Source organism: Variovorax sp. 22077 (assembly GCF_052044195.1).
GTDB lineage: Bacteria > Pseudomonadota > Gammaproteobacteria > Burkholderiales > Burkholderiaceae_C > Variovorax > Variovorax atrisoli.
Map to the genome: position 1 here is coordinate 197942 of NZ_JBQEQC010000012.1, position 21778 is coordinate 219719.

Annotated in this window: 22 protein-coding genes; 14 read left to right on the forward strand and 8 right to left on the reverse strand. The window is 68.0% G+C overall.

Annotated features, from left to right (window positions below):
- Positions 1-99 precede the first annotated feature (99 nt).
- Positions 100-483 (reverse strand): Mth938-like domain-containing protein, encoded by a 384-nt coding sequence (locus tag ACTJLF_RS19080; protein WP_019655928.1) that lies wholly within the window; start codon positions 481-483, stop codon positions 100-102.
- 109 nt (positions 484-592) lie between these two features.
- Between ACTJLF_RS19080 and ACTJLF_RS19085 the strand changes: the two genes are divergently transcribed.
- Genes ACTJLF_RS19085 through ACTJLF_RS19120 form a run of 8 tightly spaced genes read left to right on the forward strand, consistent with a single transcriptional unit; the run spans position 593 to position 8086 of the window.
- Positions 593-1825: a pyridoxal phosphate-dependent aminotransferase gene (locus ACTJLF_RS19085; RefSeq protein WP_019655929.1), complete on the forward strand. Its 1233-nt coding sequence runs from the start codon at positions 593-595 to the stop codon at positions 1823-1825.
- Positions 1822-2871 (forward strand): DUF1176 domain-containing protein, encoded by a 1050-nt coding sequence (locus ACTJLF_RS19090; protein WP_440883693.1) that lies wholly within the window; start codon positions 1822-1824, stop codon positions 2869-2871. The genes ACTJLF_RS19085 and ACTJLF_RS19090 overlap by 4 nt, the downstream gene beginning before the upstream one ends.
- Before the next feature lie 23 nt (positions 2872-2894).
- Positions 2895-4217: a homoserine dehydrogenase gene (locus ACTJLF_RS19095; RefSeq protein ID WP_019655931.1), complete on the forward strand. Its 1323-nt coding sequence runs from the start codon at positions 2895-2897 to the stop codon at positions 4215-4217.
- Between the two features lie 29 nt (positions 4218-4246).
- Positions 4247-4561, forward strand: coding sequence for a response regulator (locus tag ACTJLF_RS19100; RefSeq protein WP_126184953.1), 315 nt, complete (start codon positions 4247-4249; stop codon positions 4559-4561).
- A gap of 9 nt (positions 4562-4570) precedes the next feature.
- Positions 4571-5986, forward strand: coding sequence for a threonine synthase (thrC, locus tag ACTJLF_RS19105; protein ID WP_440883694.1), 1416 nt, complete (start codon positions 4571-4573; stop codon positions 5984-5986).
- Positions 5987-6004: 18 nt separating this feature from the next.
- Positions 6005-6550 (forward strand): molybdopterin-guanine dinucleotide biosynthesis protein B, encoded by a 546-nt coding sequence (gene mobB, locus ACTJLF_RS19110; RefSeq protein WP_019655934.1) that lies wholly within the window; start codon positions 6005-6007, stop codon positions 6548-6550.
- On the forward strand, positions 6543-7829 hold the full coding sequence (locus tag ACTJLF_RS19115; RefSeq protein ID WP_184607240.1) for a molybdopterin molybdotransferase MoeA: 1287 nt from the start codon (positions 6543-6545) through the stop codon (positions 7827-7829). The genes mobB and ACTJLF_RS19115 overlap by 8 nt, the downstream gene beginning before the upstream one ends.
- A 5-nt stretch (positions 7830-7834) precedes the next feature.
- Positions 7835-8086, forward strand: a complete 252-nt coding sequence (locus ACTJLF_RS19120; RefSeq protein ID WP_132751587.1) for a MoaD/ThiS family protein — start codon at positions 7835-7837, stop codon at positions 8084-8086.
- Here the strand turns inward: ACTJLF_RS19120 and dapA are convergent.
- The gene (dapA, locus tag ACTJLF_RS19125) at positions 8073-8969 is read right to left on the reverse strand and encodes a 4-hydroxy-tetrahydrodipicolinate synthase (RefSeq protein ID WP_126184948.1); all 897 of its coding nucleotides are present in this window, start codon (positions 8967-8969) and stop codon (positions 8073-8075) included. The genes ACTJLF_RS19120 and dapA overlap by 14 nt on opposite strands.
- Positions 8970-9236: 267 nt before the next feature.
- On the opposite strand from dapA, the gene ACTJLF_RS19130 reads away from it, so the two are divergent.
- The gene (locus ACTJLF_RS19130) at positions 9237-9797 is read left to right on the forward strand and encodes a molybdenum cofactor biosynthesis protein MoaE (protein WP_440883695.1); all 561 of its coding nucleotides are present in this window, start codon (positions 9237-9239) and stop codon (positions 9795-9797) included.
- Between the two features lie 42 nt (positions 9798-9839).
- Here ACTJLF_RS19130 and ACTJLF_RS19135 read toward each other — a convergent pair whose 3' ends face one another.
- On the reverse strand, positions 9840-10835 hold the full coding sequence (locus tag ACTJLF_RS19135) for a Bug family tripartite tricarboxylate transporter substrate binding protein (RefSeq protein ID WP_440883696.1): 996 nt from the start codon (positions 10833-10835) through the stop codon (positions 9840-9842).
- A gap of 141 nt (positions 10836-10976) precedes the next feature.
- Here ACTJLF_RS19135 and clpB point away from each other — a divergent pair, with 141 nt between their 5' ends.
- The 4 genes from clpB (at position 10977) to arfB (ending at position 15672) form a co-directional block, all read left to right on the forward strand.
- Positions 10977-13598 carry an ATP-dependent chaperone ClpB gene (gene clpB, locus ACTJLF_RS19140; protein ID WP_132751583.1) on the forward strand — a complete coding sequence of 874 codons (2622 nt, stop codon included), beginning with the start codon at positions 10977-10979 and terminating at the stop codon, positions 13596-13598.
- 9 nt (positions 13599-13607) lie between these two features.
- Positions 13608-13952 (forward strand): hypothetical protein, encoded by a 345-nt coding sequence (locus ACTJLF_RS19145; protein ID WP_240650075.1) that lies wholly within the window; start codon positions 13608-13610, stop codon positions 13950-13952.
- Positions 13953-14074: 122 nt separating this feature from the next.
- Positions 14075-15259, forward strand: coding sequence for an acetyl-CoA C-acyltransferase family protein (locus tag ACTJLF_RS19150; protein ID WP_440883697.1), 1185 nt, complete (start codon positions 14075-14077; stop codon positions 15257-15259).
- A gap of 5 nt (positions 15260-15264) precedes the next feature.
- The gene (gene arfB / locus ACTJLF_RS19155; RefSeq protein WP_019655943.1) at positions 15265-15672 is read left to right on the forward strand and encodes an alternative ribosome rescue aminoacyl-tRNA hydrolase ArfB; all 408 of its coding nucleotides are present in this window, start codon (positions 15265-15267) and stop codon (positions 15670-15672) included.
- On the opposite strand, the gene ACTJLF_RS19160 is transcribed toward arfB, so the two are convergent.
- Positions 15641-16174: a hypothetical protein gene (locus ACTJLF_RS19160; RefSeq protein ID WP_440883698.1), complete on the reverse strand. Its 534-nt coding sequence runs from the start codon at positions 16172-16174 to the stop codon at positions 15641-15643. The two genes, arfB and ACTJLF_RS19160, sit on opposite strands and share 32 nt — an antisense overlap.
- A 125-nt stretch (positions 16175-16299) precedes the next feature.
- Here ACTJLF_RS19160 and ACTJLF_RS19165 point away from each other — a divergent pair, with 125 nt between their 5' ends.
- A complete protein-coding gene (locus ACTJLF_RS19165) occupies positions 16300-16881 on the forward strand; it encodes a DUF3299 domain-containing protein (RefSeq protein WP_440883699.1) in 582 nt (193 codons plus the stop codon).
- Between the two features lie 10 nt (positions 16882-16891).
- Here ACTJLF_RS19165 and ACTJLF_RS19170 read toward each other — a convergent pair whose 3' ends face one another.
- The 4 genes from ACTJLF_RS19170 to ACTJLF_RS19185 form a co-directional block, all read right to left on the reverse strand.
- Positions 16892-17779, reverse strand: a complete 888-nt coding sequence (locus ACTJLF_RS19170; protein ID WP_132751579.1) for a LysR substrate-binding domain-containing protein — start codon at positions 17777-17779, stop codon at positions 16892-16894.
- A 16-nt stretch (positions 17780-17795) separates the two neighbouring features.
- Positions 17796-19514: a SulP family inorganic anion transporter gene (locus tag ACTJLF_RS19175; RefSeq protein WP_440883700.1), complete on the reverse strand. Its 1719-nt coding sequence runs from the start codon at positions 19512-19514 to the stop codon at positions 17796-17798.
- Between the two features lie 170 nt (positions 19515-19684).
- Positions 19685-20146: a DUF2501 domain-containing protein gene (locus tag ACTJLF_RS19180; protein WP_184607244.1), complete on the reverse strand. Its 462-nt coding sequence runs from the start codon at positions 20144-20146 to the stop codon at positions 19685-19687.
- Between the two features lie 192 nt (positions 20147-20338).
- Complete coding sequence (locus ACTJLF_RS19185; RefSeq protein WP_440883701.1) at positions 20339-21709, reverse strand: M20/M25/M40 family metallo-hydrolase; 1371 nt, start codon at positions 21707-21709, stop codon at positions 20339-20341.
- Positions 21710-21778 lie beyond the last annotated feature (69 nt).

Sequence of the window (21778 nt, forward strand, 5' to 3'; positions counted from 1 at the left end):
TCATACCGGGCTTGCTCAAGGAATGGAGGATTGGTCGTTGCTAACTTTGGGGTAGCCGGCCTGTTCGCAACCCGGTATTTTACCCCGAAAACACCCCCATCAGGCACCCGCGGGGCTCTCCACGAGGAGGGCGGCGATCACGTGCCGGCCTTCTCCGGCCAGGATGTTGTAGGTTCGGCAGGCTGCCGCGGTGTCCATGGTCTCCACGCCGGTGCGCTGGGCCATCAGCGGCTTCAGCCAGACGGGCTGAGGGAAGCGGATCCGGTTGCCGCTGCCGAAGATGATCAATTCGGCGCCCAGCGAGGCCAGTTGCGCGAAATGTTCGGGGCCGATCTGGTCGAAGCTCGAACAATTCCATTCGAAGCGCTCGCCGCGCGAGCCGACCACCACGCTGCCCTCGACTTTTTCGTTGTTGATCGCCACCCAGCCGGGACCGTGTGCGGTGAGAGACTGAGCGTCGGATTTGTCGGGCTGGAGCTTCATCTGGGCACTGGGAACTGTGGTCAAATTATAGGTTTTCCCTAGTGCCAAGGGGCCCGCAAGGGCCTTTGATTCCGCGTAAGCATTCCAACCCCGCGCCCGGGAGGGCCCTTTGAAGCAGCTCAAGAAATCGGCCAAGCTGGCCAACGTCCTCTACGACATCCGCGGCCCCATCATGGACGCCGCCAAGCAGATGGAAGAGGACGGCCAGAAGATCATCAAGCTCAACATCGGCAATCTGGCCGTGTTCGGTTTCGATGCTCCCGAGGAAATCCAGCAGGACATGATCCGCAACCTGCCGACCTCGGCGGGCTATTCGGACAGCAAGGGCGTCTTCGCGGCACGCAAGGCGGTGATGCACGAGACCCAGAAGCAGGGCATCGCCGGCGTTACCCTCGACGACATCTACCTCGGCAACGGCGCCAGCGAGCTGATCGCCATGTCCACCAACGCGCTGCTCAACGACGGTGACGAACTGCTGCTGCCGGCGCCCGACTACCCGCTGTGGACCGCGTCCACCAGCCTCTCGGGCGGCACGCCGGTGCACTACCTGTGCGACGAGGCCAACGGCTGGATGCCCGACCTCGACGACATCCGCGCCAAGATCACGCCCCGCACCAAGGGCATCGTGGTCATCAACCCCAACAACCCGACCGGCGCGCTGTACTCCGACGAGCTGCTGAAGAGCATCGTCGACATCGCGCGCGAGCACGGCCTCGTGATCTTCGCCGACGAGGTCTACGACAAGGTGCTCTACGACGGCGCGAAGCACACGGCCATCGCCAGCCTGTCGACCGACGTGCTCACGCTCACTTTCAATTCGCTCTCCAAGAGCTACCGCTCGTGCGGCTACCGCGCAGGCTGGCTCGTGGTATCGGGCGACAAGCGCAGCGCGCAGGACTACATCGAGGGCCTGAACATGCTTTCGAACATGCGCCTGTGCGCCAACGTGCCGGGCCAGTGGGCCATCCAGACGGCATTGGGCGGCTACCAGAGCATCAACGACCTCGTGTGCGAGGGCGGCCGCCTGCGCCGCCAGCGCGACCTGGCCTACGAGCTGATCACCGCCATCCCGGGCGTGAGCTGCGTCAAGCCGACCGCTGCGCTGTACATGTTCCCCAAGCTCGATCCGGAGGTCTATCCGATCGAGGACGACCGCCAGTTCTTCCTCGAGCTGCTGAAGGAAACCCGCGTGATGCTGGTGCAGGGCACCGGCTTCAACTGGGCCACGCCCGACCACTTCCGCATCGTGTTCCTGCCCCATGAGGACGACCTGCGCGAGGCCATCAACCGCATCGCGAAGTTCCTGGAGCAGTACCGCTTGCGCCGCAAGTCGCGCCAATGAACTCCGCCCGCATCGCTGCCGCCGCGGCGCTGTCGTTTGCCGCGCTTTCCGCGGCCGCTGCCGGAGCTGCCGCCAAGGAGGGCGTCTCGTTCTCGCACAATGACTGGGAACTGGCCTGCGACAACACCCGCACCTGCCGCGCCGCCGGCTACCAGGTGGAGAGCGGGAGCGCATTGGAGCCGGTGTCGATGCTCATCACCCGCCGTGCGGGTCCCGGCACCCCCCTCGAGATCGACCTGCAGACCGGCGGGCAGGAGGAGCCCAAGGGCTCGGTGCGCTTCAAGGTCGGCAAGGCCACCCTGTCGGGCCTCAAGGACAGCGCCTTCAGCCTCGACGAGGCCCAGATCCGCACCGTGCTGCCCGAACTGCTCAAGGGCGACGACGCCTCGCTCACGGACAACGGCGGGCACAAGTGGGTTCTCTCGTTGGCCGGCCTCAACGCCGTGCTGCTGAAGATGGACGAGGTCCAGGGCCGCGTCGGCACGCCGGGTGCGCTCGTGCGCCGCGGCAACAAGCCCGAATCCTCGGTGCTGCCGCCGGTGCAGGCACCCGTCGTGAACGCGGTGTTGCCGACGAAGGCCCGCCCGGGCGACGACGCCCTGGCCGCGCGCATCTTCCCGTCGCTGAAGTCGGATCCGTCTGCCGACGACTGCAACAACTACGATGAGTTCAACGCCAAGTCGCTGACCGTCTCGCGCCTGACCGAGCGCAAGGTGCTGCTGTCCTTTGGCTGCGGCATGGGCGCCTACAACTACACCAGCGTGCTCTGGATCGCGAACGACAAGCCGCCCTATGCACCCGTAGCCATCGAGGCCAACGGCGACTTCGACGAGAAAAACGCCAGCGTCACTTCCTCGATGAAGGGCCGCGGCATCGGCGACTGCTGGTCGAGCCAGACCTGGCATTTCGACGGCAAGGGCTTCGTTCTCACCGGCCACACCTACGACGGCATGTGCCGCGGCTTCCCCGGCGGCGCCTGGAGCCTGCAGCGCTATGTCTCGCAGGTGAAACTCTCCGAGCCGTCCGCCACCCCATCCAAACCCTGAACGCCATGAGTGCGACTCTCCCAATGAAACCCATCCAAGTAGGCCTGCTCGGCGCAGGCACGGTCGGCAGCGGCACCTTCAAGGTGCTCAAGCGCAACCAGGAAGAAATCAAGCGCCGCGCCGGCCGCGGCATCGAGATCGCCATGGTGGCCGACCTCGACACCGCCCGCGCGCGCGAAGTGGCAGGCGAGGGCGTGAAGGTGGTCAGCGATGCGCGCGAAGTCATCGCCAATCCCGAGATCGACATCGTCATCGAGCTCATCGGCGGCTACGGCATCGCGAAGCAGCTCGTGCTCGAGGCCATCGCGGCCGGCAAGCACGTGGTCACGGCCAACAAGGCGCTGCTGGCCGTGCACGGCACCGAGATCTTCGCCGCCGCGCACGCCAGGGGCGTGATGGTGGCCTTCGAGGCCGCGGTGGCCGGGGGCATCCCGATCATCAAGGCGCTGCGCGAAGGTCTCACGGCCAACAGCATCCAATGGCTGGCCGGCATCATCAACGGCACCACCAACTTCATCCTCTCGGAAATGCGCGACAAGGGCCTGGACTTCGCGACCGTGCTCAAGGAAGCGCAGCGCCTGGGCTACGCCGAAGCCGATCCGACCTTCGACATCGAAGGCGTGGACGCCGGCCACAAGGTCACGCTGATGAGCGCGCTGGCCTTCGGCATCCCCGTGCAGTTCGACAAGGCCCACATCGAGGGCATCACCAAGCTGGCCGCGCAGGACATCAAGTACGCCGAGCAGCTCGGCTACCGCATCAAGCTGCTGGGCGTGACCAAGCGCACGGCCAAGGGCATCGAGCTGCGCGTGCACCCCTCGCTGGTGCCGTCGAAGCGCCTGCTGGCGAATGTCGAAGGCGCGATGAACGCGGTGGTGGTGCATGGAGACGCGGTCGGCACCACTCTCTACTACGGCAAGGGCGCCGGCAGCGAGCCGACCGCCAGCGCGGTGATCGCCGACCTGGTCGACATCACCCGCCTGCACACGGCCGATGCCGCACACCGTGTGCCGCACCTGGCCTTCCACCCCGACGCGCTGAGCGACCTGCAGGTGCTGCCGATGTCGGAGGTCGTCACCAGCTACTACCTGCGCCTGCGCGTGGCCGACCAGGCCGGCGTGCTCGCCAAGGTGACGGGCCTGCTCGCCACTGCCGGCATCAGCATCGACGCCGTGCTGCAGCGCGAAGCCGACGAAGTCGGCGGCGAGGGCTCCACGCAGACCGACCTGATCATCCTCACGCACGACGCGCGCGAAGGCACCGTCAACGACGTGCTGGCCGAGCTGCAGGCGCTGCCGACCGTGCTGGAGCCGATCGTGCGCATCCGCAAGGAAGAGCTGTCCTGAGCATCTGATCGCCGCCATGGAACGCCGCCGTGCCCACGCTGATTGCCACCTTCGCGCTGGTCGGGTTGCTCCGCTTCGCGCACGTGGAAATGCCGCGCTGGCACCTGGCGTTCTGGTTCGCGGTGCTGGTCGTGCTGGCCTTGTTCGCCAGCCTCGGCTGGCGGCAGCTCGTGCTCAACGGCGCGGGCAGCTTTCTCGCGGCATGGGCGTATTTCTCGGCGCTCGAGGCGACCGACAACGTCGAATACCGCGTCCCGCACTACTTCATTCTTTTCTTCGGCATGCTGGCGCTGATCGGCTCGCGCTTCTGGCTTGATCTGCGCCACTATGGAATTGGCCTCTAGGAACATCCCGTGAACTACCTGAGCACCCGCGGCCACCCCGACCGCAAGCGCTTCTGCGAAATCCTGCTCGAAGGCCTCGCGCCCGACGGCGGCCTCTACCTGCCCGAGCAATACCCGCAGATCGACACCGCCACGCTCGCGAAGTGGCGCAAGCTGCCGTATGCCGAGCTGGCCTTCGAGATCCTCTCGCTCTACATCGACGACGTTCCGCCGGCCGACCTGAAGGCGATCTGCGCGAAGACCTACACGGCCGAAGTGTTCGGCACCGACGAGATCGTGCCGTTGCGCGAGCTGGAAGACGGCGTGTACCTCGAGGCCCTGTCCAACGGCCCCACGCTGGCCTTCAAGGACATGGCGATGCAGCTGCTGGGCAACCTGTTCGAGTACGAGCTGGCCCGCCGCGGCGCCGAGCTCAACATCCTTGGCGCCACCAGCGGCGACACCGGTAGCGCGGCCGAGTACGCCATGCGCGGCAAGAAGGGCGTGCGCGTCTTCATGACCTCGCCCGACGGCCGCATGAGCCCGTTCCAGCAGGCGCAGATGTTCAGCCTGCAGGACGCGAACATTCACAACATCGCCATCACCGGCGTGTTCGACGACTGCCAGGACATCGTCAAGGCCGTGTCGAACGACCTGGCCTTCAAGCGCAAGTACCGCATCGGCACGGTCAACTCGATCAACTGGGCGCGGCTGCTGGCGCAGGTCGTCTACTACTTCGCGGGCTACTTCCAGGCCACGGCAAGCAACGACAAGCCGGTGAGCTTCACCGTGCCCTCGGGCAACTTCGGCAACGTCTGCGCGGGCCACGTGGCGCGCATGATGGGCCTGCCGATCCACACGCTGGTGGTCGCCACCAACGAGAACGACGTGCTCGACGAGTTCTTCCGCACCGGCGTGTACCGCGTGCGCGGCGCGGTCGACACGCACGAGACCTCCAGCCCGTCGATGGACATCAGCAAGGCCAGCAACTTCGAGCGCTTCGTGTTCGACCTGGTCGGGCGCGATCCGGCCAGGCTGCGCAAGCTCTTCGTGGACGACCTGGGCCTGAACGGCAGCTTCGACCTGAGCGCCGATCCTGCATTCGCGCAGGCCGCCGGGCGCTTCGGCTTCCGCAGTGGCCGCAGCACGCACGCCGATCGCCTGGCCACCATCCGCGACACCGACAAGCGCTTCGCGACGCTGGTCGATCCGCACACCGCCGACGGCCTCAAGGCCGCGCGCGAGCAGCTCACCCCCGGCGTGCCGATGGTGGTGCTCGAGACCGCGCTGCCCATCAAGTTCGCGGCCACGCTGGTCGAGGCGCTGGGCGAGGAGCCTGCGCGTCCGAAGAAGTTCGAGGGCATCGAGGCGCTGCCCAAGCGCGTCGTCAAGCTGCCGGCCGACGCGGAAGCCGTGAAGGCGTACATCGCCGAGCACTGTGATTAGCCAAGGGCGAGGCTGGGCATGAAGGTCGTCGGTTTCGCCGGCTACTCGGGCGCGGGCAAGACCACGCTGCTCGAGCGCCTCATTCCCGCGCTCAAGCGGCTCGGCCAGCGGGTCTCGGTGGTCAAGCACGCGCACCACAAGTTCGACATCGACCATCCGGGCAAGGACACCTACCGCCACCGCGAGGCGGGCGCCTTCGAGGTGGTCGTCGCCTCCGACAGGCGGCTTGCCGTGATGCGCGAGTTCGAGGCGCCCGTGGAGCTCAGCGTGCACCAGCTGCTGGCCGAGGTGCACCCGGTGGCCGACTGGGTGCTGGTCGAGGGCTTCCGGCACAGCGACGTGCTGAAGATCGAGATCTGGCGCGAGCCTGCGGCGGGTGAAGCGGTGCGGCCCGTGCTGTACCCCAACGACCCCTTCGTCGTCGCCGTGGCCACCGATGCCCCGGCCGGCCTGCCGTCGCCCACCGAGCGGCCGCTCTTCGACCTCAACGACGCCGAGGCCATTGCGAAGTGGCTGGTCGACAGCGGTGAGCGCTTCGAATACAACCCCGATCACCATGGCTGATTCACCCGTTCCCTTCGCCGCTTCGTCTTCGCGTCCGCCGCTGATGCCTCTCGACGAGGCGATCGCGACGCTACTCGCGAGAGCGTTGCCGGTGCTGCCCTCCGAGAGCGTCGGTACCTTCGACGCCGACGGCCGCGTGCTGGCGCAGGACCTCGTCTCCGGCCTCACCGTGCCGCCGCGCGACAACAGTGCGATGGACGGCTACGCCGTGCGCGTGGCCGACTGCGCCGCGCCCGGCGCCGAGCTGAAGGTGGCGCAGCGCATTCCCGCCGGCACCGTCGGCACGCCGCTCGTGCCCGGCACCGCGGCGCGCATCTTCACCGGCGCGCAGATTCCCGAGGGCGCCGACGCCGTCGTGATGCAAGAAGACACGACGGCCACGCCGCAGGAAGGCAGCCTCGGCTCGGTGCGCATCGCCATCGTGCCTGCGGCCGGCCAGTGGATCCGCCGCGCGGGCGAGGACGTGGCCTCCGGCGACGTGGTGCTCAGGAAGGGCGAGCGCCTCGGGCCTGCGGCGCTCGGCCTTGCCGCGAGCGTCGGCTTCGACCGCCTGCAGGTCGCGCGCAAGCCACGCGTGGCGATGCTCTCCACCGGCGATGAACTGGTGATGCCCGGCGAGGTCGCGCCCGACGCGATGAAGCCAGGCGCCATCTACAACTCCAACCGCTTCTTCATGCGGGCTCTGCTGCATCGGCTGGGCTGCGAGGTGAACGACCTGGGCATCGTGCCTGACAACCGCGAAGCCACCGTCGTCGCGCTGCGCGACGCGGCCGAGGCGAGCGACCTGATCATCACGACCGGCGGCGTCTCCGTCGGCGAGGAAGACCACATCCGCGCCGCGCTGCAGTCGCTGGGCGAACTGCAGCTGTGGTCGCTGTCGATGAAGCCGGGCAAGCCCTTCGCCTACGGCTCCATCGCACGCAGCAGCGGGCAGGGCGCCTGCCACGTGACGGGGCTGCCGGGCAATCCGGTGTCGAGCTTCCTGACCTTCCTGATGCTGGTGCGACCCTTCCTGCTGACGCTGCAGGGCGCCACCCGCGTTGCGCCCGAGTCGGTGAAGATGCGCGCCGATTTCGACTGGCCGCGCGCCGACAAGCGCCGCGAGTTCCTGCGCGCACGGCGCAACGCGGCCGGCGGCCTCGACCTGTTCGGCAACCAGAGCTCGGGCGTGCTCACCTCGATGGTCTGGGGCGACGGCGTGGTCGACAACCCGGCCGGCAGAACGATCAAGTCGGGCGACGTCGTCGACTTCATTCCCTTCGAATCGCTGCTGGGTTGAGCCGCATGAAAGTCCAGGTCCGTTATTTCGCCTCGGTGCGCGAGGCGCTTTCCAGCAGCGGCGAAGCCGTCGAGACCCGAGCCGAGACGCTTTCCGCCCTGCGCGACGAACTCATCGGCAGGGGCGGCGCCTACGCCACCGCGCTGGCGCGCGGCAAGGCTGTCCGCATGGCGCTCGACCATGTCATGAGCGACGAAGCCGCCGCCCTTCGAGAAGGCTGCGAGGTCGCCTTCTTCCCGCCCGTCACGGGCGGCTGAGGCGGGCGTCCAGCTCGACCAGGCGTTCGCGCAGGCCGCCGGAGGCCCGGGTCATCGGCGAGCGCAGTTCGTCGGCCATCTCGCCCTTGTGCGCCAGCAGCGCCTTCAATGGGCCCGGGTTGGGTTCGGCGAACAGCATTTCCACCAGCGGTTGCAGCGGCTGCCACTCGGCGCGAGCCTCTGCCAGGCGGTTTTCCGCGAGCAGGCGCACCAGGCGCACGAAACGGGCGGTCTGCACGTTGCCGCTGGCCGCGATGGCGCCGGCGCCGCCCTCGGCCATGGTGCCGAAGATCTGGTGGTCCTCGCCCGTCAGCACCTGCAGCCGGCCGTCGGCGATCACCGCGCGCGTCTTGGCCATGTCGCCGCCGCAGTCCTTGATGCCGCGGATGCGGGGGTGTGCGGCCAGCGCCAGCAGCGTCTCGCGCGTGATGGTGACGCCGGTGCGGTAGGGAATGTCATAGACCAGCACGGGCACCGAGCTGGCGTCGGCGATGGCGCGGAACCATTCGAGCAGGCCGGCCTGCGAGGGGCGGACGTAGTGCGGCGCGGCCACCAGCAGGCCTGCGATCGGGCGCTCCGAGAGCCTGCGCGCCCAGGCCGTGGCCTTGCCGAGGTGATAGCCCGAAATACCCATGACGACCGGCAGGCCGCCGGCCGATGCCAGCACGGTGTCGAGCACGGCCAGCTGCTCGGTTTCGTCCAGCGCGGCCGCTTCGCCGGTGGAGCCGCAGGGCACGAAACCCGTCACGCCTTCGTCGGCGAGGCGCCGGACCAGCGCGGCGAGGGCGGTGTGGTCGACCGCGCCGTCGCGGAACGGGGTGACGAGGGCCACCCAGAAGCCGGAAAAGTCAGGGGTGGTGGGGCTTGGTTGTTGTTGAGGCACGCGGGCTTCCTTTCAGGAATCGACCGATGGAAAGAACCATCGCCCGATGCGCGCGCAACCCGGTAGGGGCCAAAGCCTTTGGCGGATTCCGTCGCTCATCCGACGACGGAACCTCGGCTCCGGTCAGACGAGCTTTGGTTTTTTGGCTTTGTCGTTGCTGCTGCATTGGCCCACGCGGCGGCCTTCGGGGTGCGAAGGCACCGGGAAGAGCGTGGGCGTGGCAAGGCAGGGCATCGCCACAGTCTATCGCGATGCCACAATTCGGACATGAGCGTTGCCCGTGTTTCGATCCAGACGAACGATTTCGACCTCTCGCGGGAAGTCGCCGCGTTGCGTGCCGGCGACAAACGCGTGGGCGCCGTCTGTAGCTTCATCGGCACCGTTCGAGACAGGAACAGTGCTCCCACGCTCGGCACTGGCGTGTCCTCGCTGCTCCCCGAGGGGGCTCTTTCGCCTCGGGGCGGCCCGGCGGCGAAAGACGACGGCAACACCATCACGTCGATGGAGCTGGAGCACTATCCTGGCATGACCGAGAAGGCCATCGAAGCCATGATCGACGAGGCCCACCGCCGCTTCGACATCCTGGGGGCACGCGTGATCCACCGCGTCGGTCTGCTGCAGCCCGAAGACCAGATCATGATGGTGGCGGTGGTCTCGGCCCACCGCGGCCAGAGCTTCCAGGCCTGCGAGTTCCTGATGGACTACCTCAAGACCCAGGCTCCCTTCTGGAAGAAGGAGCAGACGCCCGGAGGCGCCCGCTGGGTCGATGCGCGCGTGTCCGACGACGCGGCGCTGGCGCGCTGGGGTATCAGCGCCCCGAACGCCTGATTCGCCTCTTGTTCCCTCTCCCGAGTGAGAGGGAGCGAAGCCTTACAGCGGCTTGAAGCCGCTCGACTGGATGATCTTTTCCCAGGCCTGCGTGTACGTGCGAACGCGGCCCGCGAACTGGCCCTGCGGCTCGTAGCCCACGGTCAGGCCCATCGTCGTGAGCTTCTGCTTCACGTCGGGCATGGCCAGCACCTTCTGCAGCGCATCGCCGTACTTGTCGATGATCGGCTGCGGCGTGCCCACCGGCGCGAAGATGCCGTAGTAGGGCAGGTCGTCCAGGTTCGAGAAGCCCAGTTCGCTGAACGTCGGCACGTTCGGGATCACCGCCTGCCGCTTGGAGCCAATGGAGGCCACGATGCGCAGCTTGCCGGCCTTGTGGTTCTCGATGAAGTCCGGCACCGAGGCGATGCCCGCGGTGATCTGGTTGCCCAGCATGTCTGCCGTCATGGGCGCGCTGCCGCGGTAGGGGGCGGGCTGCACGTCGATCTTGTACTTGTCGGAAATCATCTTGACCAGGAACTCGGGGATCGAGGCTGGCGCCGGGATGCCGATGGTTTCCTTGCCGCCCTTCTGGGTGCGGACCCATTTCACGTATTCGTCGAGGCTCTTGGCCGGCGTGCCGCCCGAGACGGCCAGCACGTTGGCGAAGGTCGCGAAGCCGGCCACGGGCACGAAGTCGGTGGCGGGGTTGAAGCCCGGGTTCTTCACCACCTGGGGCAGGATCGAGATGGTGTGGTCGTGCGACAGGAACAGCGTGTGGCCGTCGGCCGGGGAGGACTTCAGCACCGTCGCGGCGATCTGGCCGCCCGCGCCGGCGCGGTTCTCGACCACCACCGGCACGCCCAGCACGTCCTTGAGCTTTTCACCCAGCGTGCGTGCGATCGCGTCGGTGCCGGCGCCGGCGGGGAAGCCCACGAGCAGGCGCACGGGCGTACCGCTTTGCGCCTGCGCAAGGCTGCAAAGCCCCGCTGCGGCCATAAAGAGACTCACGCTGATCGCCCGGCGCACCGGTTGAACGCGCCGCGTTGAAAAAACCATGATCGACTCCATTCGAGAGAGAGAAATGCCTACGGGCGGAAGAGGACGGATCCTGTGCAATACCCGTGCCCAGGGCACTGGATGGATCGGCAACCTTGAATCGTGCCCGAACAGCCCTATTTTGGATGCAGGAATACCACCATGCGACAAGACAAACTCACCACCAAATTTCAGGAAGCGCTGGGCGACGCACAGTCGCTGGCGCTGGGCAATGACAACGCCTACATCGAGCCGGCCCACCTGCTGCTCGCGATGCTGCGCCAGGACGACGGCCCGCGCGCCCTGCTGGAGCGGGCGGGTGTCAACGTCCCGGGCCTGACGCAGGCGGCCGAGGCCGCCATCAAGAAGCTGCCTCAGGTGCAGGGCCACGACATCGTGCAAGTCGGCCCCGAGCTCGGCAAGCTGCTGCAGGCCACCGAGAAGGAAGCCATCAAGCGCAATGACCAGTTCATTGCCGGCGAACTCTTCCTGCTGGCGCTGGCCGACAGCAAGGCCGACATCGGCAAGATCGCCAGGGAGAACGGCCTGGGCCGCAAGTCCCTCGAGGCGGCCATCGACGCCGTGCGCGGCGGGCAGGGCGTGAACAGCGCCGATGCCGAAGGCCAGCGTGAAGCCCTCAAGAAATACACCCTCGACCTCACCGAGCGCGCCCGGCTGGGCAAGCTCGACCCCGTCATCGGCCGCGACGAGGAAATCCGCCGCGCCATCCAGGTGCTGCAGCGCCGCACCAAGAACAACCCCGTGCTCATCGGCGAACCCGGCGTGGGCAAGACCGCCATCGTCGAAGGCCTGGCGCAGCGCATCGTCTCGGGCGAAGTGCCCGACTCGCTCAAGGGCAAGCGCGTGCTGTCGCTCGACATGGCGGCGCTGCTGGCGGGCGCCAAGTTCCGCGGCGAATTCGAGGAGCGCCTGAAGAGCGTCCTGAACGAGCTCGCCAAGGACGAGGGCCAGACCATCGTCTTCATCGACGAGCTCCACACCATGGTCGGCGCCGGCAAGGCCGAGGGCGCCATGGACGCGGGCAACATGCTCAAGCCGGCGCTCGCGCGCGGCGAGCTGCACTGCGTGGGCGCCACCACGCTCGACGAGTACCGCAAGTACATCGAGAAGGACGCCGCGCTCGAGCGCCGCTTCCAGAAGATCATCGTGGGCGAGCCCAGCGTGGAGGCGACCATCGCCATCCTGCGCGGCCTGCAGGAGAAGTACGAGGTGCACCACGGCGTGCAGATCACCGACCCGGCCATCGTGGCCGCGGCCGAATTGAGTGACCGCTACATCACCGACCGCTTCCTGCCCGACAAGGCCATCGACCTGATCGACGAGGCCGCGGCCAAGATCAAGATCGAGATGGACTCCAAGCCCGAGGTCATGGACCGGCTCGACCGCCGCCTGATCCAGCTGCAGATCGAACGCGAGGCCGTGCGCCGCGAGAAGGACGAGGCCTCGCAGAAGCGCCTGGGCCTGATCGAGGGCGAGATCGAGAAGCTGCAGAAGGAGATCGCCGACTACGACGAGATCTGGCAGGCCGAGAAGGCCCAGGCCCAGGGCAGCGCGCAGGTGCGCGAGGACGTGGACAAGATCAAGTTCCAGATCGAGGAATGGAAGCGCAAGGGCGACTTCAACAAGGTCGCCGAGCTCCAGTACGGCCAGCTGCCTGCGCTCGAGAAGCGCCTGAAGGAGGCCGAGGCCAGCGAGGCGAACAAGGGCAAGTCCAGCGCGCCCACGCTGCTGCGCACCCAGGTCGGCGCCGAAGAGATCGCCGAAGTGGTGGCGCGCGCCACGGGCATTCCGGTCGCCAAGCTGATGCAGGGCGAGCGCGACAAGCTGCTGCTGATGGAAGACAAGCTGCACGAGCGCGTGGTGGGCCAGGACGAGGCCATCGGCGCGGTCGCGAATGCGATCCGCCGCTCGCGCTCGGGCCTGTCCGATCCGAACCGCCCGACCGGCTCATTCCTGTTCCTCGGCCCCACGGGCGTGGGCAAGACCGAGCTGTGCAAGGCGCTTGCGGGCTTCCTGTTCGACAGCGAAGACCACCTGATCCGCATCGACATGAGCGAGTTCATGGAGAAGCACTCGGTCGCCCGCCTGATCGGCGCGCCGCCGGGCTACGTGGGCTACGAGGAGGGCGGCTACCTCACGGAAGCCGTGCGCCGCAAGCCCTACAGCGTGGTGCTGCTCGACGAGGTCGAGAAGGCCCACCCCGACGTGTTCAACGTGCTGCTGCAGGTGCTCGACGATGGCCGCCTCACCGACGGCCAGGGCCGCACCGTGGACTTCAAGAACACCGTGATCGTGATGACGAGCAACATCGGCTCGCCCATCATCCAGTCGATGGTGGGCAAGCCCTCTGAAGAGATCAAGGAAGCGGTGTGGGACGAGCTGAAGAACTACTTCCGCCCGGAGTTCCTGAACCGAATCGACGAGACGGTCGTGTTCCACGCGCTCGACGCGAAGAACATCGAGTCGATCGCCGCGATCCAGCTGAAGGTGCTGCAGGCGCGTCTCGCGAAGATGGACCTGGGCCTGGAGGTTTCGCCGGCGGCGCTGGCGGAGATCGCCAAGGTCGGTTTCGATCCGGTGTTCGGCGCACGGCCGCTGAAGCGCGCGATCCAGCAGCGCATCGAGAACCCGCTGTCGAAGCTGCTGCTGGACGGCAGCTTCGGGCCGAAGGACACGATCGAGGTCACGACCGACCCGATCCTGTCGCCGGGGCAGTTCTCCTTCCGCAAGGCGGGGGAACCAACGGCGGCTGCTTCGGCCTAAAGTCGGATGATGAACTTCGTAATACGCGTCATTCTTCTGCTCCTGGGGCTGGTCTTCGCGGCCAGCCTGGCCGTCGCGGTCATGCTGCTGGCGGCCGTCTGGGGCGTTCGCTACGCCTGGGGGCGCCTCACGGGCAAGCCCGTGACGCCCTGGATGGCTTCCATGGGCGGGCGCTTCAATCCCCGCTCGGGCTTCGATAGATTTCGCAATGCGGCACAGCAGTCCGGCCCCTCGGCTGCAGATGTGGCCAACGCCCGTGCCCGCGGTGAATCGGTGGAGCGCCCGGTGCGCATCCGCGGCAGCGCCAGCGACGTGACCGACGTTTCGCCCAAGTCGGTCTCGCCGCGCGGCTGACCGGCTGCTCGCCGGCTATTCCCGGCGCGACAGCCTCCCGCGCCGTTCGCCGTCAGAATCGTCCTCCTGGAGCCGCGGCTCGCCAGCCGCGGCTTTCTGCTTTCATCCAGGAGAGACATTCCATGACTTCGCGCGACATCTTCGTGGTCGGCACCGCCCGCACCGCCATCGGCACCTTCGGCGGCTCGCTGAAGGACGTGCCCAACACCCAGCTTGCCACCACCGCCGTCAAGGCCGCCATCGAGCGCAGCGGCGTCGCGGCCGATGCGATCGGCCACGTGGTCATGGGCAACGTGATCCCCACCGACGTCAAGGACGCCTACCTGAGCCGCGTGGCGGCCATCGACGCGGGCTGTCCCATCGAGACGCCGGCCTTCAACGTCAACCGCCTCTGCGGCTCGGGCCTGCAGGCCATCGTGTCGGCCGCGCAGGCCATCGCGCTGGGCGACTGCGACATCGCCATCGGCGGCGGCTCGGAGTCGATGAGCCGCGGCCCGTATTTCGACACCTCGGCACGCTACGGCGCGCGCATGGGCGATGCGGTGCTGGTCGACTACATGCTCGGCATCCTCCACGACCCGTGGGAGAAGATCCACATGGGCATCACCGCGGAGAACGTGGCCGCGCGCTACGGTATCTCGCGCGATCAGATGGACGAGCTGGCGGTGAGCAGCCAGCAGCGCGCGGCGGCCGCCATCGCGGCGGGCCGCTTCAAGGAGCAGATCGTTCCTGTCGAGGTGAAGACGCGCAAGGGCGTGGTGCTGTTCGACACCGACGAGCATGTGCGCGCCGACACCACGGGCGAGACGCTTTCCAAGATGAAGCCTGCGTTCAAGAAGGACGGTCTCGTCACCGCCGGCAATGCCTCGGGCATCAACGACGGCGCGGCTGCCGTGGTGCTGGCCGAGGGCGGCCGCGTGAAGGCGCTGGGCCTGAAGCCGCTGGCGCGCCTCGTGGGCTATGCGCACGCCGGCGTCGAGCCCGCGTACATGGGCATCGGCCCGGTGCCTGCCACGCGCAAGGTGCTGGAGCGCACCGGCCTGAAGGTGGGCGACCTCGATGTGATCGAGTCGAACGAAGCCTTCGCGGCGCAGGCCTGCGCGGTCATCAAGGAGCTGGGCTTCGACCCGGCCAAGGTGAATCCGAACGGTTCGGGCATCTCGCTGGGCCACCCGGTGGGCGCGACGGGCGCGATCATCACGACGAAGGCGATCGCCGAGCTGCAGCGCGTGCAGGGGCGCTATGCGCTGGTCACGATGTGCATCGGCGGCGGGCAGGGCATCGCGGCCGTCTTCGAGCGGGTCTGAGCGGAATGCTGCGCCCGGCCGTCCTGATCGACCCCGACGAGGTCGACTTCAGCGCCATCAGGGCGCAGGGCGCGGGCGGGCAGAACGTCAACAAGGTGTCGAGCGCGGTGCACCTGCGCTACGACATCCATGCGAGCTCGCTGCCCGCCGACGTGAAGGAGCGGCTGCTCGCGCTGCGCGACAGCCGCATCACGCAGGAGGGCGTTTTCGTGCTCAAGGCGCAGCAGCACCGTACGCAGGAGATGAACCGTGCCGACGCGCTCGCGCGGCTGCAGGCGGTGGTCGACGGCGTGGCCGTCGCGCCGCGCGTGCGGCGGGCGACCAAGCCCACCTACGGTTCGAAGCAGCGCCGGCTCGAAGGCAAGAGCCAGCGCTCGCAGATCAAGAGCCTGCGCGGGCCGGTTCGGGACTGAGCGTTCCCCCGCTGCCGCGCAGCCGGCGGATCTGCAGGCCGACGCCGACCAGGTACAGCAGGAGCAGCACGCCGGTGATCGCCTTGAGTTGCGGCGCATCGGCATTCGGCAGCAGCGGTGCGCCCAGCGGCAGGCGCGTGAGCGTTTCGGTGAAGGCTGGGATCCAGTGGAACAGGAAGCTCGCCGAGAAGGCGATCGCCTCGACGTAGCGTGCCCATTTGCCGAACAGCACACCCCGGCCCGCGAGCGCCCCCACCGCCAGGGCGGCGAGCGTGATGATGCCCAGCGCATGCGGCTTGCCGAAGCCGCCGTGCTGGAAGATGCCGAAGCCCGTGAGGCAGGTCAGCACAGTGGTCCACACGAAGAGCCGGCCGAGGCCGGCGCGCATGGTGATCTCCTTGTAGCGGAACAGGGCCAGCAGCCCTGCGACGACGGCGATCAGGCTGATCGCGGTGTGAACGGTGCCCAGGGACGTCAGTCCCAGCCATCCTGTCGGTGCCATGCGGACCTCCTCGTGTCGTGGTGCGGCATTCTGGCGCTTTGCAACAAATTTGTGCAATCTGGGACGAATCGAGTGCAAAGGCCCTGCTCTACGGCTTGAAACGCATGCCGATCACAATCGCACTCATGAGAAGGCCCTTATCGCGCGCCGTGCTGGCCGCGTTCCTGCTGGCTCCGGCCGCGGCGCTGCTGGGCGGATGCGGCCCGGGAGCGGCAGCGCAACCGGACGCCGGCACCGCCGCAGCCCCCGAACTCAAGTGGGAAGAACTGATCCCCAAGAGCTGGGACCCGACCAAGCGCTACCGCAACATCAGCCTCGAAGCCCTGCGCGACAACGATCCCCGCGCCATCCAGATGCTCGACGAGATGCGCGCCGTCTGGGACAACGCGCCCGTCAACGTGGACCTCGACGGCAAGCCGGGCAAGCTCGCCGGCTTCGTCGTGCCGCTGGACAACACACAGGAGGGCATCCGCGAGTTCCTGCTGGTGCCGTACTTCGGCGCCTGCATCCACACGCCGCCGCCGCCGGCCAACCAGATCGTGCACGTGGTCGCGGCCTCGGTCGTGAAGGGGCTGCATGCGATGGACACCGTGTACGTCAGCGGCACGGTGAAGGCCGCGCGCTATTCGTCGGCGGACATGGGCGTGAGCGGCTACGAGATCAAGTCGGCCGCGGTCGAGCGCTTCGTGCCGAAGCAGCCGCGATGAGCGGCCACGCTCAGCTGCCCATTCGCTGCGACAGGAAATCCAGGAACGAGGTGATGCGCGCCGAAAGCTGCGTGTTGCGGTAGTACACGGCGTTCACCGGCTGGCGCACGTCGGCCGTCTCCTTCGTCAGCACCTGCACCAGCGCGCCATTGGCGCGGTCGGTGCCCGTCATGAAGTCCGACAGGCAGACGATGCCCACGCCCGCCAGCGCGAGCTGGCGCAGCGTTTCGCCGCTGGACGCCACCAGCGAGGGCGCGATGTTCCATTCGTCGCCGTGCACGCCGCGCAGCGGCCAGCGGTTCAGCGACTCTGGCTGGGTGAAGCCCAGCAGCGTGTGATCGGCCAGGTCGGCGACCTTGCGCGGCTTGCCGTGCGCCTCGAGGTACGCGGGGCTCGCGAGCACGCGCAGCCGGTGCGTGCCGAGCGGTCGCGCATGCAGGGTGGAGTCGCGCAGCGGGCCGATGCGGATCGCCACGTCGGTGCGGCGCTCCAGCAGGTCGATGGGCAGGTCGTCGGTGTCGAGCTCCAGGCTGATCTGCGGATAGAGCCGGCGGAACTCCGGTACCAGCGGCACGATGGCGTGCAGCATGAACGGCGAGGCCGCATTCACGCGCAGGCGGCCGGCGGGCTGCTCGCGGCGCGCGGCCATGTGTTCCTCGGCGTCGTCGATGGCATCGAGGATCGCGCGCGTGCGCTGCAGGAAGGCAGCGCCTTCCTCCGTGAGTTCGAGTCTGCGCGTGGTGCGGCGAAGCAGCGTGGTGTCGAGCTTCTGCTCGAGCCGGCTCAGCGCGCGGCTGATGCCCGAGACGGTCTGGGAGAGCTGTTCAGACGCTGCGGTGATCGAGCCCGTGTCCACCACCGTGCGGAACGCGACGAGTTCTTCGATGGTGGTCTTCATGGGCGCTGGCGCCTCCTCAGGCGGTGGCTTCCTGCTGCGCAGGCACTTCGACGCGCGGCATCAGTGCCGCCAGCGCCTCACCGTCGGTGCGGTAGCTGAAGAGCATCGGCCCCGGTGCCAGCAGGCCGGCGCTTTCGAGCACCTGCATCGCGGGCAGCTTCATGCCGCTCAGATGCAGGCGGATGCCCTTCGATTCCATCATCCGGCGGATCGAGCCGAACACCTCGGCGCCGGTGATGTCGATGCGGTTGATCGGCTGCGCGAACAGGCACACGTCGGTGAGGTGGGGGCGCTCGGCCAGTGCCACTGTGAGCGCACGTTCGAGCGTGGAGGCGGATGCGAAGTCGAGCTCGGCGTCCATGCGCAGCGCGTAGAGGTTCGGCGCCAGCGGCGGCAGCTTCCAGAGGTTGCGGTCGCGCAGGCTGCCGTCGGGATGCAGGCCCACCTCGATGATGCGCGGATGCAGGTGCCGGTACATGTAGTGCGCCAGCGCGGCCAGCAGGCCGCCGAGCACGCCCCAGTAGATGCTCGGCGCGGTCGCGATAGTCAGCACGAAGGTACCGAAGGCGATGCCCGCCTCGATGCGCGAGATGCGCCACAGCGCGGTGAAGCTCGCCGGCTTCACAAGCCCGAGGATGGCCGTGACAACCACCGCCGCCAGCACCGCCTGCGGCACGTGATAGAGCAGCGGCATCAGCCACAGCAGCGCGCCGGCCACCACGACCACGCTGAAGAGCGTCGCCCAGCCGGTCTGCGCGCCTGCATACAGCGTGATGGCCGAGCGCGAGAACGACGAGCTGGTAGGGAACGCGCCCGTGAAGCCCGAAGCCAGCTTGGCCAGTCCCTGGCCGATCAGGTCCTGGTTTTCGTTCCAGAGCGTGCCGGCGCGTGCGTTGTCGACCTTGGCACTCGAAGCTGTTTCGAGAAAGCTCACCAGCGTGATCATCAGCGCCGGCAGCACCAGTGCGCTGAAGGTGCTCAGCGGCAGCAGCCCCGGCCAGTAGAACGAAGGCAGGCCCGAGGGCAGCGTGCCCACCACCGCGCCGCCGCGCAGCGCGTAGTCGGCCAGCCAGCTGATGGCGGCCGCGCCGGCCACCAGTGCCATCGTGGTCGGAAAACGCGGCAGTAGCCGCTTGCCCAGCCACAGCACCGCGATGCTGCCCAGCCCGAAAGCGATGGCCACGAGGTCGGGCAGCGGCCCGCCCTGGAGCACCTGCGGAATCGTTCGCCCGGTGAAGCCCAGCAGCGCCGGCAGCTGCGAGATGGCGATCAGCACCGCCGCGCCCTGCGTGAAGCCGATGAGCACCGGCGAGTTCACCAGCCGCAGCAGCCAGCCGAAGCGCCCCGCGCCCAGCACGATCTGGATCGTGCCCGACATCAGCGTGAGCCACACCGCCATCGCCACCCACTCTGCACTGCCCGCCACCGCCAGCGGCGCGAGCGATGCGCCGACCAGCAGGCTGGTGAGTGCCGTCGGCCCCACCGACAGCCGCTGCGAGGAACTGAACATCACCGCGATCAGCGCCGGGAACAGCGCCGCATACACGCCGGTGACCAGCGGCATGCCCGCCAGCGCCGCATAGGCCACGCCCTGCGGAATCACCATCAGCGCCACGGTGATGCCGGCCATCGCCTCGTTGCGCAGCAGCGCGGCGGAAGGGCGGGGCCAGGCGAGGCACGGAACCCAGCGGGACAGGCGCTGGCGCAAGGAAGTAGAGGTGGTAGCCGGATTCATGGATGACGGATGGCGCCCGCAACGACGCTGGAATTTTCCGCGGGCGCAGAGAGCTTACGCCGCCGCTCGGGCAGGGCCGTGGAACCGGCCTCGCCGGGCCGCCGGCATTGCCGCCGGCGAAGGGGCGTGCGAAGCGACACGCAGTGCGCGAAGCATGGGGGAAGAAGAGCCTAGATCAACGATGTCGCGTTCTTGAGCACGTAGTCGCAGGCCTTTTCCTTGACCTTCGACGACAGGCCCTTGAGGTTCAGCGACTTGCCGTCGCCGCCCTGCAGCAGGCCCTTGGCGCCGCTGGCGAAGCCGGTCTCCTGCTTCTTCTGGCCGGTGATCTTGGCGAGCAGCTTGTCCTTCACCGAGGCCGCGTCGCCGCCCAGGTAGTTGTTCTTCACGCAGTACTGCAGCACGCCGGCCGCGTTGCCGATGGTGCTGGAGCCGACGGCGGGCATCTTGAAGCCGAGGCTGCTGCCCAGGTTGCCGAGCGCAGATCCACCCGCGCTGCCGGTGCCGCCCTGCGCGTTGGCGCTGGCGGCTTCGCCGGCCTTTTCCTTCAATTGGTCGAGCAGGTTGTTGGCCTGCGCCGAGGCGCCTGCGGCGAGCAGCGCCAGGGCGATGAGGGTTGAACGGGCATGCATGTCGTCCTCCTGTCGGTACGCGTGGTGGAAAGCGGGCACCAGCATAACGGAGAGTCCATGGGGGCAGCCCTGGAGGCGCTCGCACCTGTCCCCTTCGTGAAACACCGCAGAACCGGCTTTGCCCGGCTGCAGGTGTTGCCCCCGGGCAGGGGGTGGCGCAGCGACAGGGAGTGCCGAAGCCTGGGGGCGAGCCTAGTTCTTGCGGGGCGGGCGCTTTTCGAGCAGCGGCGCGCTGGTGCCCTGTACGCCGACCAGACCGAGCACCGTCACCAGCGAGTTCTGCGCGCCCTTCCAGCCGTCGGTCACGTCGATCCACTCCGACAGCGCGTGGAAGCCGCCGGTCTTGCCGCCGCCGCCGATGATGATGGCCGGGATGCCCAGCGACATCGGCACGTTGGCGTCGGTGCTTGCGCCGGTCAGCAGCGTCTTGTGGCCGAAGGCGGCGTTCGAGCGCGTGGCGGCCTCGACGATCACCGTGTCCGACTGCGTGCGGCCGCCCGGACGGTCGCCGATGAGCTTGGTGCTCACGCTCAGCGTGTTGACGTTCCAGCGCTTGTTCTCCTCGGTCACGGCTTCGTCGATGGCCGCGAGGATCTTCTTCTCGGTCTCGAGCAGCGGCGCCATGTCGTCCGAGCGGATGTCGACCGCCATGCGCGCATCCGGCGCGATGGTGTTCACCGAGGTGCCGCCGCCGACTGTGCCCACCGTGAAAGTCGTCTTCGGAAAGCTCGGCGTGCGGATGTCGGCGATCTTCGCGATGGCGCGGCCCATGCCGTGGATCGCGCTGGGCACCTGGCCGAAGGCGCCGTAGCTGTGGCCGCCCGGGCCCTTGAAGCTCACCTCGTAGCGATGGCTGCCGGTGCCCAGCATCAGCACCGTGCCGTCGGGTGCGGGCTCCAGGCCGACCATGCCGTCGATGTCGAGGTGGTCGCGGAAGATCGCCTTGATGCCGCGCAGGTTGCCGAGCTCTTCCTCGCCCACGTTGCCCACGAAGAGCAGGTCGCCCACCGTCTGGATCTTGTTGTCGTTGAGCACCTTGAGCCACGACAGCAGCACCGCGAGGCCGCGCGTGTCGTCGGAGATGCCGGGCGCGTAGAGCTTGCCGTCGCGCTCCTTGACCTTCACGTCGGTGCCGGCGGGGAACACGGTGTCGAGGTGGGCCGAGATCAGCAGCTTGGGTCCGTTGCCCGTGCCCTTGCGCAAACCGACCACGTTGCCTTCGGCGTCGATCTTCGCGTCGGAGAGGCCCAGCGCCTTCATGCGCGCGAGGAAGGCTTCGGCGCGCTTCTGCTCCTTGAACGGCGGGGCTTCGATCTCGGTGAGCATCTTCAGGTCTTCGACCGAGCGGTCGTGGTCGGCCCTGACCGCGTCCAGCAGTTTCTGGATGGCGGGCGCGGCCATCAGCTGGGTGTAGGCCTTGTCCACTTCCGGCCGCACCTGCGCGGGCGGGGCCGCGACGCTGCCGCCCTGGGCGTGAGCGAAGCCGGCGGCGGCCGAGGCCAGGGCGAGGACGAGTGGGGCGAGGCGAAGCGAAACGGAACGAGGTGACGCGGTGCGGGGCATGGTGCGGAGGTGTCCTTGTTGTTGGAGCGGGCCAGGTCGAGATCGGCGCCGCCGGTGCAACGCCGTCGT